We start from the raw sequence: 16,099 nt of genomic DNA, 5'->3' as shown, positions 1-16,099 counted from the left end.
TAATTAATACATACTTTAATAATTAATAAATGATATTAGGAGGCAGTTTTGCATCTTTCACCAAAAGCTTTTCGTGTTTTAGGGATTGTTGCTACATTTGCATCATTAGGGATGTATGTTTCTTATATTCCTCAAATCATTGATAATTTACATGGGCTTAAATCAAATCCTACTCAGCCATTAGCAGCTGCGATTAACTGCTCACTTTGGGTTTGCTATGGTTTATTAAGAGAAAAAAAAGACTGGCCAATTGCAATTGCTAATTCGCCGGGTGTGTTTTTTGGCTTAATGGCTTTTTTTACCGCTCTATAAATAAGGTAAAGCCATTGAACGGTAATTAATTATAGGGTTATTGCTGTTTTGTGGGAATTTTGTTTTCAATGATAATGCAAGGCCTTTTGAATCAGGTTGAAAAAGTAAGCTTTTTTAAGCTAAATAAAATCATAACTAGAGAAGTTTAATATTTGATCTATTTAAAAACTATTTAATAATCAATGGTTTTTTTAGTTATCAACAGGTTTGTTAAACTGTTATCAAACTTTACTGTGAATAAGTTGTGTTAGCAGATTTGTTGGATATTTAATTATGGCGCAATGTTATTTGTAGTTGTAATTCAAAAAGTAAAGGTAAATTTTCCAATCATTTTCTATTGCAGATGGTAGTTAAATTACATATAAAAGGGAAAAAAATGAAAAAATTAATCGGCATGTTTTTACTTGGTTTACCGATGTTGGCGGCGGCATCAAATTGTGATGAAATTAGCCGTAACATTGCCGAAAAAATCAAAAATAATGGCGTAGATCCGTCACTGTTTCAGCTGAAATTAGAATCGGTTGATAAGTCAGAACAGCAAATTGAAGGTAAAATTGTGGGATCATGTGATCGTGGTCAGCAACATATTATTTATGTTCGTTTATATAGCACTACAACCACGTCACAAACACCGTCAACTAATGCAAAAGATGAGCCTACACAAAGTGATGAGGACAACTTAACACAGCCTTCAACAATTAATCCAACAGAACAAAATGCTCAACCGATTCCCCAAGATAATCAATTAGTACCGGTACAGAATTAATTATCAGTAGTTAGTCACAGTCTTGAGTCAAAAAATAGGGCGTAGTGCCCTATATTTTTATGGCATGGTTATAGTAAATGGTTGTAATTTACTTTGGTATCATCGCTCCATACACTTGCTTGTACTTGGCCAATGTGTTTTTGCTGTAAAAGTAGCATTGTTAGTCGTGATTGACCAATACCGCCACCAATCGTTTGTAATAAATCCCCATTGATTAAAGCGTTATGCCAAGCAAATTGCAAGCGATCTTCGTCATTAGTCAACTTTAATTGGCGTTTTAATGTTTCAGGATCGACACGAATACCCATTGATGAAATTTCAAAGGCGCTATTTAATACCGAATTCCACACTAAAATATCGCCATTCAAACCTTTAGAGCCTAAATCGTTATTGCTGCTCCAATCATCATAATCAGGAGCACGCACATCGTGTCTTTCATTATTTGAGAGCTTACCGCCAATACCAATTAAAAATACAGCGCCAAGCTCTTTGGTGATGGCGTTTTCGCGTTCTTTGGGCGGTAAATTTGGATAGCGTTTTAAAAGTTGTTCGCTATCGATAAAAGTGATTGATTCGGGTAAAAAGCGTGAAAGATGATACTGTTGAGATACCGCTTTTTCGGTTGCTTTAATAGCGGCATAAATATTATCGACAGTTTGTTTTAAATAAGTTAAATTGCGATCTTCAGGGCGAATGACCTTTTCCCAATCCCACTGATCAACATAAACGGAATGAATTGGCGAAAGCTGATCTTCGTCAGGGCGCAATGCTTTCATATTTGCATAAATTCCCTCGCCAGCTTCGAATTGGTGATCACTTAAAATCTTACGTTTCCATTTTGCAAGTGAGTGTATAACTTCATATTGTGCATTAGGAATTGCTTTTACCTTAACTTGTACTGCGTGCTCAGTTCCTGACAAATTATCTTGAATACCATCGCCCACTTTACTTAATAACGGGGCTTGCACTTCAATAAGTGATAAACGCTCGGCAAGCTGATTGGCAAAAAATTGCTTAACAAAGCTAATTCGCTGCTGTTGCTCTTTAAATGATATCGTCATGTTTACACTCTAGTTATTTAGTTTTTGGTGTATGAGTAAGGTAAACTAGATGAGTACATTTTGCAAGATGTAGATAGAGTATTAAAACAAGGTTTTATACGTATTTAGTTTTATGGTTTTTGATAATTTAGCGCATTGCTAACATAAAGAAATTTATAAAATTAATTAGAATCACACAAAAACATTCAGAAAACTAATTGATTTTATTTAATTTTTTTTGATTTGTCACTATTTCAAATATATAATTAAATAATCCGTGCTAATCAAAATGTTATTGATAAAATAGGCAATTACTATAACAAAATAATAAAAAGTGAAATGATAGGCGAGAATTATTGATGTGAGTGTCTTTAATCGAAATAATTTGGAGTATATTTAATGAATCATCCTCGCAAAGCAGTAAAATTGATGCTGATATTTATCAGTACATTAATGGTTATTAGTATATGTCTATTCTATTTTTGTTTTTCTGCGCAAAGTAAAAATTATGTTGAATCGGAAACTATACCTATGGACTATACAATTTATCCTTCAACTATTCCCGAAAATCAATTATTACGCATAGACGAAGCTGAACAGCTATATAGGCATGCATTCGACGATCAAGTATTCTATGGAGTCGTTAATCCTGATAACTTAGTAAAATTTATTAAACATGCTTGGCAATGGGATAAAAATGCGATGCCTTATTATTATGAACTGCTTCATTGGGAAGATTTGTATGATGGAAGGGGAAAAGAAGATGGTATCATGATGTCTTTTACTGAGTTTATACGTAAATATCGCGATCAGTTAGTGGATAATGCCGGTAACCCACTAGTTGAACCTAAAGTGTTTAGAAGTATTAAAATGAGAGGTTATTTATGGGATAAGTTTGCTGATTTAAAATATCCCTATTTTGCTTACCGAAAAAGCTGGCGGTATAGCCCTTGTGGATATAATGAGAAAGGAATGGCATTTCCATGTCCAGATGATAAATTAGAAAAAAGTATTAAATATCTAAACTATGCCATTGAAGGGGGCTATCATTGCTACGAGGCCTTGATAGCCAGAATGTTATTTCAACAAGGCGACCATTATAAAGATGAACATTATAAAAAGATTAATAAATTAACTGAATACCGAAAATCCTTAAAATCAGAAGATTTAAAATTGTCGATTGATTATGCGCAGTTAATGGCGGAGCATAGCTCGATTATTGGTATATTACGGGTTACCGAAGCCTATTTATATGGATTAGGCCGTGAGCATGATATTGTTAAAGCCTATGCATGGTCGCTATTAAGTGATTATGCTAAACAAAAAATCGAGGAACAAGGTAACAATTTAGCGTGGGATTCTGAGCAACTCCCCCCAGTTTGGGAATATAACGAGCAAATTCAAAATCATTTAGAACAGATCCTCACCCCAGCACAAAAACAAGCAGCGCAAGGTTACCTGACAGAGATAACAGCCAAAATTGTAAGTTGGAACTATAATCGTTGGCGTGATGAAATTGAGGATTTTCATCCAAAACCTTAATTTATTGGCATTATTAATTTCAGTTAAAATTGCTCTTTAATATCAAGCATAATATCATGAATTAAGGTGAGTTTATGGAGTTATCTCATATAACGTTATCAATAAAAAACCGTTCTTAAATAAACGGTTTTTTATTGATTGATACTAACTTAATGCTTATTAAGCTTTGTATTTTTTCATTACAATTGAGGCATTGGTGCCACCAAAACCAAAACTATTTGACATGACTGTTGTGAGTTCACGTTCAGTTGGTTCGGTAATAATATTCATACCAATAGCCGCTTCATCAAGTTCATCAATGTTTATACTTGGAGTAATAAAGCCATGCTCTAACATTAATAATGAATAGATAAGCTCTTGTGCGCCAGTGGCACTTAATGAGTGGCCTGTCATTGATTTGGTTGATGAAATCGCTGGAATGTTATCACCAAAAACTTGTTTGATTGCCCACAATTCTTTGACATCTCCAACTGGGGTTGATGTACCATGAGTATTGATATAATCAACAGGTACATCTAAGTCTTGAATAGCTAGTTGCATACAGCGCATTGCACCTTCGCCTGATGGTGCCACCATGTCATGACCATCTGATGTTGCACCATAGCCAACAAGTTCACCGTAAATATGAGCTCCACGCGCAAGAGCATGTTCTAGCTCTTCAACAACAACCATCCCCGCACCGCCAGCAATAACAAAGCCATCACGGTTTTTATCGTAAGCACGTGATGCCTTTTCTGGATTGTCGTTATATTTGGTTGATAAAGCGCCCATAGCGTCAAATTCGCAAGACATTTCCCAGCAAAGCTCTTCACCACCGCCAGCAAAAACAATATCCTGTTTGCCAAGTTGAATGAGTTCAGCTGCATGACCAATACAGTGAACCGATGTTGCACAAGCTGATGTCATTGAATAGCTAACACCTTTAATTTTAAATGGGGTTGCTAAACAAGCCGAAATTGCTGATGACATTGATTTGGTTACTGCATAAGGACCAACTCCTCGTAATCCTTTTTCTTTCATGCCAGCAACGACATTGTATTGTGTCTTAGTTGAACCACCATAGCCCGCAATTAGACCAGTACGAGGGTTAGAAACTTGTTCAGGGGTTAATTTTGCATCTTCAATAGCTTGTTGCAAAGCAAGATAACCATAAATAGAAGCATCATTCATAAAACGAACAACTTTGCGATCAATCAATCCTGTAGTATCTAGTTTGACATTTCCGCATACATGGCTACGCATACCGCTATCTTTCATTTCTTGAGAAAAGGTAATACCGCTACGGCCAATTTTTAGTGATTCTAAAACTTCTTTAGTATTATTCCCAATACTTGAAAGAATTCCTAACCCTGTAATAACAACACGTTTCATTTACTATTTAGCTCCTAAGTTATATCTGGCTTCATACAAAAAAGTGCGTTGATTATAGCGTACAGTTGTAAGCTGAACAATACTTTGCCGTGTTTTTTATTTCTGTATCCTAATATCGCCTTAATTATTTATATAGGTAAAGCAATTACAATAAATTTACTGCTTAAAAAAATGATTAAAATAGTGAGTGATGACGGTTTTTGTCAGCAATATATACTTGCAAAAACTACTATGGTTACGATATACTGTATAAATAAACAGGTAAATATTAAGTTCAATATGACTGAAAAAATAATAACCAAACTGGAAATTTTAGCTGAATCGGCAAAATATGATATTTCTTGCTCGTCGAGTGGTGCATCAAGAAATAATAAAAATAAAGGCATAGGTAATGCATATAAATCTGGTATTTGCCATTCATTTACCGCTGATGGGCGATGTGTTTCTTTACTTAAAATTATGCTAACTAATTATTGCATATTTGATTGCGCTTATTGCATTAACCGACAAAGTAACGATATTCCTAGAGCTGGTTTTACTCCGCGTGAATTGGCTAACCTCACCATTGAGTTTTATCGTCGTAATTATATTGAGGGTTTATTTATTAGTTCGGGCATAGTTAGAAGTCCCGATCATACCATGGAAAAAATGATTAGAGTGGTAAAAATTTTGCGCCATGAGCACGATTTTAATGGTTATATTCATATGAAGGCGATCCCTGGTGCAAGTAACGAGCTAATTAATCAAGCTGGCATATTAGTTGATAGGATGAGTGTTAATTTGGAAATTCCAACCGAAGAAAATCTTAAATTATTAGCACCTGATAAAGATCACCAAAGCATCTATCAGCCTATGCGTCAAATTCATCAAAATCTATTAGAAAATATTGAAGATCGCAAAAAATTTCGTGCCACACCCAAATTTGTACCCGCCGGTCAAAGTACACAAGTTATTATTGGTGCAACAGATGAATCAGATAAACAGATATTACAATTAACGGCCAAACTTTACAAACGACCCAGTATGAAGCGGGTTTACTATTCGGGATTTATTCCTGTAAATGGTTACGATAAACGTTTACCTGTAGTGCAAGAGGTGCCAAGAGTGCGTGAAAACCGTTTATATCAAGCGGACTGGTTACTGCGTTTTTATAATTTTAATGTTGATGAAATTGTTAACGATCAATACCCCGATCTTGATTTGACTGTCGATCCAAAGCTATCTTGGGCCATCCGCAACCCACAATGCTTTCCAGTTGATGTTAACCGTGATAGCTACCAAAAAATTTTGCGGGTGCCAGGTATTGGTGTTAAATCGGCCAAGTTGATTGTGATGGCAAGGCGTCATCGAAAGCTTACTTTTGATGCGCTTAAGCGCATTGGCGTTGTTTTAAAGCGTGCGCAATTTTTTATTGTTTGTCATGAAATGAGGAAATTTAAGGTGCTTGATTCATCGGCCGAGTATATCCGACTCTCTTTGCAAGATCGCCCTTTGTTAGAGGCAAAGCAAGATAATATTCCACATCAACTAGTCATGGGATGGTAGAGCATGTTAGCATTCTATTACGATAAAAGCTTTGAAGGATTATTATGTGCGGTATTTGAGGCTTTTAAGCTTAAAAAAATGCCTGAATGTTTGTTAGCTACAGAGCAGGTAGAGCCACTATTAGTATCTGACACACATCATGTCGAATTTGATAATGCCAAGTATGAGCGTGTTCGAAAGGCATTAATTAACAAACTTAGTAAAGTTGCTCTACGCCATTTAATGTATGTTTGGTTATCTGAACTGCCCGAAAGTGATTTAATCGTTTTTCGCTATATTTGCAAGGTATTTAAATCATCTCAATCAATCGAAACCGATTTTGCCGATCAAGATGTGCTGGCGGTACATGGTATCGCTAAAAAAGTTAGCCGAGAACGGCATCGTGTGATCCAATTTGTACGTTTTAGTGCTATAAATAATCCTGTTAAAGATGTGTTTAATGATAAAGAAGATAAAATCTATTTTTCAATCATTGCTCCTATATATAACGTATTGCCGTTGGTACTAAAGTTTTTTAAAGATCGTTTTGCTGATCAAAAGTGGGCTATTTATGATGAAAAGCGCGAATATGGTTATATTTATAATTTACATAGCATTGAACCCGTTTCGCTGACTGATAAAGATGATTTGATTATTAACAGTCAAGTGAATAAAAATTATCTAGCTAGGGATGAAGCATTATTTCAAACCATGTGGTTACGTTATTGTAATGCGTTAACTATCAAGGAACGAATCAACCCCAAATTACAAAGGCAACAAATGCCAAGTCGATTTTGGCATTATTTGCCAGAAATGAAACTCATGTTGAAATAAATCCTAAAACCAAAGGCCGCCAATAATTGACAGCCTTTAGTATAATTTAATAAAAATTATTGAGAATCAATATCGTTAATAAAATCATTAATAGATTCTTCGCGTTGTTGCTGTTTATTTTCGTCTACTTTACCACCAGAGGCTACAAAGTCATGACGTTGAAAGTAAGCATTGCGCATAAAGTTATAAGGGTCATCGCTATTTTTAATTAAATCTTCATATTCAATCGCAACTGCACGAGCTTCAATACCGTCAAATACACCACGTACTAACGCCCATTGCCAATCTAACCAAACAAGTGGAGGATAAAGAGTATCAACCACGCTACCACCTTCGTTTCTTAACGTTGCGGAACCATAAAATGGTAATACAACATAAGGGCCATAAGGCACATCGTAATGACCTAAAACATCACCAAAAGTTCGTTTTCCACCTTTTTGCAATTGTGGATCTGACATACTTGCAACATCCACCAAACCAGCAAAACCGAAAACCGTATTTAAGAAAAAGCGTGCTAAATGTGTTCCCGCTTTGTGAACATCGCCTTGTAATAAGTTGTTTGCCATTGATGCAGGTTCGGAAAGATTAGATGAAAAGTTAACTACACCTGTACGAACAGGTGATGGAACGTAATCCTTCCAAGCAACTGCAGCTGGACGTAAGACATAAGGATCAAGCGCATAGTAGTTAACATTAAACATGGTTTTGTTAAAGCCAGATAATGGGTCACTATAGGAATTTGTTTCAGGTTGATAAGTGGCACAACTGGTAAGCGCCATCACAGAAAACATCATACCAACTATTCGTTTTTTCATAGTATCTTTAATTAAATTTAATGAGGTTAAATATAGTTCAATTGTATCATGATTACTTAGAATAAAAAAAATAAAAAATTTTTCGTTATTTAAATGGCATTATCTTTGCAAATTTATTAGAATAAGCCTCCTATGACCTCATAGTTAAATGGATATAACGAGCCCCTCCTAAGGGCTAGTTGCAGGTTCGATTCCTGCTGGGGTCAAAACCCGCCAAACAGACACAGCTTTACATTGATATCCGCAATAAACTTTGATGCTCACTATAAATCAATTAAGTCAATTTTGTTGTACAGTAAAATTTACGCCTTATCAAATCATCTAAAGCTTTATAACCCTTTTTTTGAGCTGTAAAATAAAACAAATAAAAACATTGTGTTAGTGATTTTCTGCAAAAAAGGGTTTTTGGAGACAAAAATCCTATTTGCCTTTTGGCAAACAAAGTTTATAGTATGTTTGTTTCTAGTTTAACGCCGAGTAGGCGGTTTAGAAATGAGTATCCAATTGTTTTAGCTAAAGATTTGAGTTTAACGCCGAGTAGGCGGTTTAGAAATCAAACAGGAGAGGATGTAGTTGTTAAACTGCGTTTAACGCCGAGTAGGCGGTTTAGAAATGAAAAAGAAAATATATACATGCCGTATTCAAGTTTAACGCCGAGTAGGCGGTTTAGAAACGAACGGGGAGGATGTTAATAAAGGGTGGCATCGTTTAACGCCGAGTAGGCGGTTTAGAAAACACAGGAGTAATAACACCAAATTGTGGTGTAGTTTAACGCCGAGTAGGCAGTTTAGAAAATTGCGGGGGCTCGCACCTCCCAAAATTTATAGCTTAACGCCGTATAGGTGTTTATTTTATATAAAAATAATATCTTAATGATTTATTTTAAAAATTTAATAAAGCAGTAAGCTGATATTTTACAACACTCGAAGATAATTATTGCTATTTATTCAGCGTTGAATAGTGTTGACGCTCTAGGTTTGTAATTAGCAAATTTTATACTCAAACGCACATCCACCTAAAAGTTTTTACATTGTGATTTATCGAGTTTTGATAGCGTTACATTTTTAATTACAAAATAACGCTAGCATTAATGTTGAAGATAAAGAAATAGCTAATATTACTATAACAGTAGAGCTTTGTGCGTATTTTAATTATGTGGCAATGATCGTTCCTCAGAATAGCTCGTTCATTTTACAATTTTGTCTTAGATTGATGTAGGTTTACCACGAGTTGTCCAATTAAAAATTTGGTAGCCAGATACTATTTATTATTTTTAGTGATAATTAATTTATCATCTAAATAAAAACTTAATTTCTTAGATTGATTTTTGATTATTTGATGCCATATGTTTTTATTATTTGATCTGTTTGGTCATTTTTTCGCGTTTTATTTGTCATTGTTGCGAGTGATTCGCATTTTTATATTAAAAATAACTTTTCTTTAAAATACGTGTTGTTAATTTAATGCTATTACTTTTTTATCAGTACTGTCATCTTTTTTAGGAAAAATAATGTCATCTTTTACCCTTAACCAGCTACCTTTAGGGCACGAGGCGGTTATTTCTAGATTGTTGCCCGAGTCGTTACCCTTTCGCCGAAAGTTACTTGCAATGGGTATTACACCTGGTTGTAAGGTTTTGGTTGTGCGTGTTGCGCCACTTGGTGATCCGATCGAGATCAAAATGCGTGGTTTTTTGCTTTGTTTACGTCGTAATGAAGCGAAAGCTATTGAAGTAATGGAGGTTATTGCGTGAAGATAGCACTCATTGGTAACCCTAACTGCGGTAAGACTACGTTGTTCAACTTATTAACAGGCTCTAAACAGCGAGTAGGAAATTGGCCTGGCGTGACTGTGGAACGTAAAACGGGTATTTTTACTTATCATCATAGGCAATATGAGATTATCGATTTGCCTGGCACATATTCGATAGAGCCTGATCCGCTCAGTGTTTCGCAAGATGAACTTATTGCTCGTCAATTTGTTTTATCTGAAAGTGACAGCGTTATTATCAATATTATTGATGCAACAAATTTGCAACGTAGCCTTTATTTAACGTGCCAATTAATTGATTTACAGGTCCCCATAATTGTTGTGCTAAATATGATGGATGCTATTAAAGCTATTGGCGAACAGGTTAATGTTGATATGTTGTCCGCACTAATTGGTTGTCCTGTTGTTGCGATATCTTCTACAAAAAAACAAGGTTTATCGCACTTTTATCAACAAATTGAAGCCATGTCGAAAAATCCACAAATAGCTCAGCCGTCGGTTGATCTACTTGGTGAAGAGCAGCAAACTGTGATTAATCGTTATGTTTGCGATCTACCCGAAGATAGCATTATACGACAATTTAATCGCTGGCAATTGATGGATGTATTATTGGATGATTCGCGTTATAACTTGGCGCCATGTGAGAAAAAAATGTTAGTGGATTGTCGTTTAAAACTTGCGCAATGGTGTGATAATGAAATTGATGTGGCACTTGCTAGCGCTCGTTATGATACGATTGATGCAATTTGTAAAAAGGTGATTGAGAAACCACGTGAGCTTAGTCATCGGTTTTCTGAAATACTTGATAATATTACCTTAGGACGCATTACTGGCATTCCCTTCTTTTTGTTGGCTATGTATGCCATGTTTATGGTGGCGATTAATTTTGGGGCAGTATTTATTGATTTTTTTGATGTACTGTGTGGTACTGTTTTTGTTGATGGCACAACTGAATTACTTCATGCTATAAATGCACCAAATTGGCTTATCGCGATTTTAGCTAATGGCATTGGTCGAGGTGTTCAAACTGTTTCGACGTTTATTCCTGTTATTGGTGCCATGTTTTTTTGTTTATCTTTTTTGGAGGATTCAGGCTATTTAGCCAGAGCAGCAATGGTCATTGACCGATTGATGCGATCTATTGGTTTACCAGGTAAGGCATTTGTGCCAATGCTAGTTGGTTTTGGTTGTGGGGTGCCAGCTATTATGGGTACACGAACGCTAGAGAGCACTCGTGATCGTATTATGTCGATTTGTATGATCCCTTTTATGTCGTGTGGGGCAAGATTGCCTGTGTATGCGTTGTTTGCTGTGATATTTTTCCCTAAGAATGCTTCGATAGTGGTGTTTACTTTATATTTGATCGGCATTGCTGTGGCTATGCTAACGGGGTTTGTGCTTAAATTTACGCTATTAAAAGGTTCATTAACGCCGTTTATTATGGAAATGCCTGTTTATCGTATTCCGACTTTAAGCAGCTTATTTAGTTTGACGTGGCAACGGTTAAAGTCATTTATATTTAGAGCAGGTAAAGCTATTGTATTAATGGTGACGGTATTAAGCTTACTTAATTCATGGGGAAGCAATGGATCGTTTAGGGCTGAAAGCTCACAAGACACTATGCTTTCAGTGATTAGCCAAGAGATCACTCCAGTATTTGCACCAATGGGCATTACCAACAATAATTGGCCTGCAACAGTGGGTATTTTTACTGGTATTTTCGCTAAGGAATCGGTAATTGCAACATTAAATTCACTTTATTCTATGAATGATAATAACGAACAAGCTGAGCCATTCAGTTTGTCACAAGGCGTTTTAAAAGCATTAGCTACCATTCCCCAAAATTTGCAGACCTTGTCTGATGCGGTCTTAGATCCATTAGGGCTCACTGCTGTTTCGCAAGATATGGATTCGTTAAAAGTTGATTTAGAGGTAGATTCGGAGACGATTTCACAAATTAAAATGGCTTTTGGTTCGCCTTCTGCCGCTATGAGCTATTTGATATTTATTTTACTTTATACGCCTTGTGCCGCAGCGTTAGGGGCTGTATATCGTGAGGCTGGTTCAAAATGGATGATATTTGTGGCAATTTGGACTTTTACTATTGCGTGGCTAGCAGCAACAATTTATTACCAATGTACTTTGCTTGGGCATTCGGCTGTAGCTACTTGGTGGATCTTAGGATGCTGTATTTTTATTGTTGTGGCTTTGCTGTTTATGCGTTTTTTAGGACGATATTCAACTTTAAATCAATAAGTTGAACTCAGTTTATGAAATCGTTAAAAATTATTGTATTGTCATTAAATAAATGGCTGGTTAATTTGTAAAAATAATAATAGAGGAGCGATTTGCAGGGCTCGCCCTACAAATCATATTAATGTTATGTTAATGACGTCAATTCGTGATTATGTGCAATTAAAAGGCCGTGCATCATTGCAAGATATTGCAAGGCACTTTCGTTTACCTGAAAGTGCCACCGAGCAGATGTTACGGTTTTGGATAAAAAAAGGAATGATTAAATTGATAGCGCAAAATCAATCACTTCCTTGTCAAGCAGATAAATGCCATTCTTGCTCAAGTTGTAATTTAACAAATCATATTGAATATGCTTGGGGGTAATCAAATGCATTTGTTAGATTTGTCTGACTATTTTAGTATTCATTAGTTTTTATTTTTGTTGGTAGATTAATATAAATTAATAGAGATTTGATTTTGTGATTTAGTTCTCATAATTGAAATTATTTGTACGGTAAATATAACTAATCAAAATAAGTGAATTTATCTTGGTAAAGCTTGATAATAACGTCTTATTTGCAGTTTGAGATGTTTGTTTTTGCCAACAATATAATGAAATCATCGGCCGATGACAAAGTCGTTTTATTATCGAATAAATGTTATTATACTTTCATTATAGTAAAGCGCTGTATGAGGATAAAAAATATGAATCAATTAGATGAATTTAAAAAACTAACAGTGGTTGTAGCCGATACAGGTGATATCGATTCGATTAAACAATTTTCGCCTGAAGATGCAACAACTAATCCCTCTCTTGTTTTAAAGGCGGCACAGCTTCCTCAATATCGGTATTTGATTGATTCTGCGATTGAAACAGCTAAAAAATTAGGTGGTAGCAAAGAACAGCAATTGATTAATGCTTGCGATCAAGTGGCAGTCAATATCGGTGCTGAAATTTTAAAATCAGTGCCAGGGCGCATTTCGACCGAAGTCGATGCTCGTTTGTCTTTTGATAAACAAGCGTGTATTGAAAAAGCTCGTAAAATCATTGCGCTTTATAAAGAAAAGGGCATTGATAAGTCACGTATTTTAATTAAAATTGCATCAACGTGGGAAGGTATTAAAGCGGCTGAAGTGCTCGAAAAAGAAGGCATCAACTGTAATCTTACTTTATTGTTTTCATTTGCACAGGCACGAGCTTGTGCTGAAGTAAATGTCTTTTTAATTTCGCCTTTTGTTGGGCGTATTTATGATTGGTATCAAGCTAAAAAACCTATTGATCCTTACAATGCGGATGAAGATCCAGGCGTTATTTCTGTTCGCAATATCTTTAATTACTATAAACAGCATGGTTATAAAACCATTGTCATGGGTGCGAGCTTCCGTAAAGTCGATCAGATTTTAGCGTTAGCTGGTTGTGATAGATTGACTATTGCACCTAACTTACTTGCCGAAATGCAACAATCAAATGCCACTGTTGTTCAAAAACTTAATCCAAATCAACCTGTAGTTGCTCGACCAGAGCCAATGACTGAAGCCGAATTTAGATGGCAACATAATAGCGATGCTATGGCAGTTGAAAAGCTAGCCGAAGGAATCCGTGCTTTTGCCATAGACCAAGGCAAATTAGAAGATATGATTGGGGCATTATTATAATCATTTTGAGCACTAGGGGAGTTAACTCCCCATCTTTACCACTATTTTGTTTTGTTAATTTGACTAACGATTTCGCAAGTAATTTTACCTTGCATGTATTAACAATTTTTAACTCAAAAATTTTTTTGGAGATTACAACATGAATGCAACCTCACTATCTCACCGCGAACTGGCGAATGCGATAAGGGCATTAAGCATGGATGGCGTGCAAAAAGCAAAATCAGGCCATCCTGGAGCACCTATGGGTATGGCGGATATGGCTGAAGTCCTTTGGCGTGATTTTTTAAAGCATAATCCAACTAATCCAAAATGGGCTGATCGCGATCGTTTTATTTTATCAAATGGTCATGCGTCTATGTTGATCTACAGTTTATTGCATCTAACAGGTTATGCGGTGACAATTGATGATCTTAAAAATTTTCGCCAGTTGCATTCAAAAACAGCAGGTCATCCTGAATATGGTTATGTGCCAGGGGTTGAAACGACCACAGGTCCACTAGGGCAAGGTATTGCTAATGCCGTTGGTATGGCTATTGCCGAAAGAACCTTAGCTGCGCAATTTAATAAGCCCGATCACACTATTGTTGATCACCACACTTATGTGTTTATGGGCGATGGTTGTATGATGGAAGGTATCTCGCATGAAGTATGTTCGTTGGCTGGTACTCTTAAATTAGGAAAACTCATCGCATTTTATGATGATAATGGCATTTCAATTGATGGAGAAGTTGAAGGTTGGTTTACTGATGATACAGCTAAACGTTTTGAGGCTTATGGTTGGCATGTGATTAGTGGTATAGATGGTCATGATGCCAAAGCGCTAAAACAAGCCATTGAGCAAGCACAAGCAGTAACTGATAAACCGTCATTATTAATGTGTAAAACCGTTATCGGATTTGGTTCGCCAAATAAAGCGGGTAGCCATGAAAGCCATGGTGCGCCATTAGGTGATGCCGAAATTGAAGCAACACGTAAAGCACTTGGCTGGGATTTCCCTGCTTTTGAAATTCCTAAAGCTTATTATGATGCTTGGGATGCTAAAGATAAAGGTAAGCAGTGTGAAGATGAATGGAATGCCCGTTTTGATGCGTATGCAAAAGCTTATCCTGAATTAGCCAAAGAATTTACACGCCGTGTTGATGGTGATTTGCCTGAAAATTGGTTACAAATTGCTAACGATGTGGTGAATAAATTACAAGCTAACCCTGCAACGATTGCAACACGTAAAGCATCGCAAAATGCCATTGAAGCCTTTGCACCTGCTTTACCTGAGTTTTTAGGTGGTTCAGCTGATTTAGCGCCAAGCAACTTAACTATGTGGTCAGGATCAAAAGAAATTTTAGCTAATCCTAGTGGTAATTATATCCATTATGGTGTGCGCGAGTTTGGTATGTCCGCTATCATGAATGGTATTGCATTGCATGGCGGGTTTATTCCATATGGTGCGACTTTCTTAATGTTTATGGAATATGCACGTAATGCGATTCGCATGGCTGCGTTAATGAAAATTCGGTCATTATTTGTTTATACTCATGATTCAATTGGTTTGGGTGAAGACGGGCCAACGCATCAACCTGTTGAACAAATGGCTAGCTTACGTGTTACGCCAAATGTGAGCACATGGCGCCCGTGTGACCAAGTAGAGTCAGCGATTGCATGGCAATATGGTATTGAGCGCAAAGAAGGACCGACAGCATTAATCTTTTCAAGACAAAACCTAAAACAGCAAGAGCGTACAGCTGAACAACTAGCTAATGTTTATCGTGGTGGTTATATCCTAAATGATTGCACGGGCGTACCAGAATTGATTATTATTGCTACTGGTTCGGAAGTAGAGCTTGCTGTTGAAGCGTATCAACAACTGACCCAAGCAGGAAAGAGAGTACGTGTGGTATCAATGCCATCAACTGACGCATTTGATAAACAAGATAGTGCTTATAAAGAGTCAGTACTGCCATCATCAGTGACAGCTCGTCTTGCTATTGAAGCGGGTATTAGTGATTTTTGGTATAAATACGTTGGGTTAAATGGCAAAGTTATTGGCATGACAACTTTTGGTGAATCAGGACCGGCTGATCAACTGTTTAAAGAATTTGGCTTTACTGTTGAAAACGTACTTACACAAGCAAAAAGTTTGCTGAAATAGGTAACAATTAGCACTCTCAGTAATGCACTAAAAAACGCCATCATTTAGATTTGTTGATGGCGTATTCAAAACTAGTATCAATTAAAAG

Annotated in this window: 13 protein-coding genes, 1 tRNA gene and 1 CRISPR repeat array; of the genes, 11 read left to right on the top strand and 3 right to left on the bottom strand. The window is 36.3% G+C overall.

The annotated features are described in order from the left end of the window. The first annotated feature begins 48 nt into the window (after window positions 1-48). On the top strand, window positions 49-312 hold the full coding sequence (locus A9G42_RS07860) for a SemiSWEET family transporter (protein WP_081297764.1): 264 nt from the start codon (window positions 49-51) through the stop codon (window positions 310-312). Window positions 313-688: 376 nt separating this feature from the next. Continuing rightward, window positions 689-1,078: a DUF1161 domain-containing protein gene (locus A9G42_RS07855; protein ID WP_065653123.1), complete on the top strand. Its 390-nt coding sequence runs from the start codon at window positions 689-691 to the stop codon at window positions 1,076-1,078. Between the two features lie 68 nt (window positions 1,079-1,146). Here the strand turns inward: A9G42_RS07855 and asnA are convergent, their stop codons facing one another. Next, window positions 1,147-2,139, bottom strand: coding sequence for an aspartate--ammonia ligase (gene asnA, locus A9G42_RS07850; RefSeq protein ID WP_065588896.1), 993 nt, complete (start codon window positions 2,137-2,139; stop codon window positions 1,147-1,149). 378 nt (window positions 2,140-2,517) lie between these two features. Between asnA and A9G42_RS07845 the strand changes: the two genes are divergently transcribed. Then, window positions 2,518-3,660, top strand: coding sequence for a hypothetical protein (locus tag A9G42_RS07845; protein ID WP_065653122.1), 1,143 nt, complete (start codon window positions 2,518-2,520; stop codon window positions 3,658-3,660). 159 nt (window positions 3,661-3,819) lie between these two features. On the opposite strand, the gene fabB is transcribed toward A9G42_RS07845, so the two are convergent. After that, on the bottom strand, window positions 3,820-5,031 hold the full coding sequence (fabB, locus tag A9G42_RS07840) for a beta-ketoacyl-ACP synthase I (protein ID WP_065580577.1): 1,212 nt from the start codon (window positions 5,029-5,031) through the stop codon (window positions 3,820-3,822). 279 nt (window positions 5,032-5,310) lie between these two features. On the opposite strand from fabB, the gene A9G42_RS07835 reads away from it, so the two are divergent. Together A9G42_RS07835 and A9G42_RS07830 are read left to right on the top strand one after the other, a co-directional pair. Next, entirely contained in the window at window positions 5,311-6,576 is a 1,266-nt protein-coding gene (locus A9G42_RS07835; protein ID WP_065653128.1) for a putative DNA modification/repair radical SAM protein, read from the top strand. Window positions 6,577-6,579: 3 nt separating this feature from the next. Further along, window positions 6,580-7,389, top strand: coding sequence for a TIGR03915 family putative DNA repair protein (locus tag A9G42_RS07830; protein ID WP_065653121.1), 810 nt, complete (start codon window positions 6,580-6,582; stop codon window positions 7,387-7,389). A 56-nt stretch (window positions 7,390-7,445) separates the two neighbouring features. Here the strand turns inward: A9G42_RS07830 and A9G42_RS07825 are convergent, their stop codons facing one another. After that, window positions 7,446-8,204, bottom strand: a complete 759-nt coding sequence (locus tag A9G42_RS07825; protein WP_065566299.1) for an MlaA family lipoprotein — start codon at window positions 8,202-8,204, stop codon at window positions 7,446-7,448. A 134-nt stretch (window positions 8,205-8,338) separates the two neighbouring features. Between A9G42_RS07825 and A9G42_RS07820 the strand changes: the two genes are divergently transcribed. The 6 genes from A9G42_RS07820 (at window position 8,339) to tkt (ending at window position 16,011) form a co-directional block, all read left to right on the top strand. Further along, window positions 8,339-8,410 (top strand) — tRNA-Arg (locus tag A9G42_RS07820). Between the two features lie 259 nt (window positions 8,411-8,669). Beyond that, a CRISPR array of direct repeats spans window positions 8,670-8,998; the repeat unit is 28 nt; unit sequence GTTTAACGCCGAGTAGGCGGTTTAGAAA. 716 nt (window positions 8,999-9,714) lie between these two features. Next, entirely contained in the window at window positions 9,715-9,957 is a 243-nt protein-coding gene (locus A9G42_RS07815; protein ID WP_081295533.1) for a FeoA family protein, read from the top strand. Continuing rightward, window positions 9,954-12,230, top strand: coding sequence for a Fe(2+) transporter permease subunit FeoB (feoB, locus tag A9G42_RS07810; protein WP_065653120.1), 2,277 nt, complete (start codon window positions 9,954-9,956; stop codon window positions 12,228-12,230). Before A9G42_RS07815 ends, feoB begins: the two co-directional genes overlap by 4 nt. Window positions 12,231-12,362: 132 nt before the next feature. Then, window positions 12,363-12,593, top strand: a complete 231-nt coding sequence (locus A9G42_RS07805; RefSeq protein WP_065582763.1) for a FeoC-like transcriptional regulator — start codon at window positions 12,363-12,365, stop codon at window positions 12,591-12,593. A 321-nt stretch (window positions 12,594-12,914) separates the two neighbouring features. Further along, window positions 12,915-13,865 (top strand): transaldolase, encoded by a 951-nt coding sequence (tal, locus tag A9G42_RS07800; RefSeq protein WP_065567596.1) that lies wholly within the window; start codon window positions 12,915-12,917, stop codon window positions 13,863-13,865. A gap of 139 nt (window positions 13,866-14,004) precedes the next feature. Continuing rightward, entirely contained in the window at window positions 14,005-16,011 is a 2,007-nt protein-coding gene (tkt, locus tag A9G42_RS07795) for a transketolase (RefSeq protein ID WP_065653119.1), read from the top strand. The last annotated feature ends 88 nt before the right edge of the window (window positions 16,012-16,099 follow it).

This window comes from Gilliamella sp. Nev6-6 (assembly GCF_001690605.1).
Classification (GTDB): domain Bacteria; phylum Pseudomonadota; class Gammaproteobacteria; order Enterobacterales; family Orbaceae; genus Gilliamella; species Gilliamella apicola_C.
Note: the sequence above shows the minus strand (reverse complement) of the source record. Positions and strands in the feature narration are given on the sequence as shown.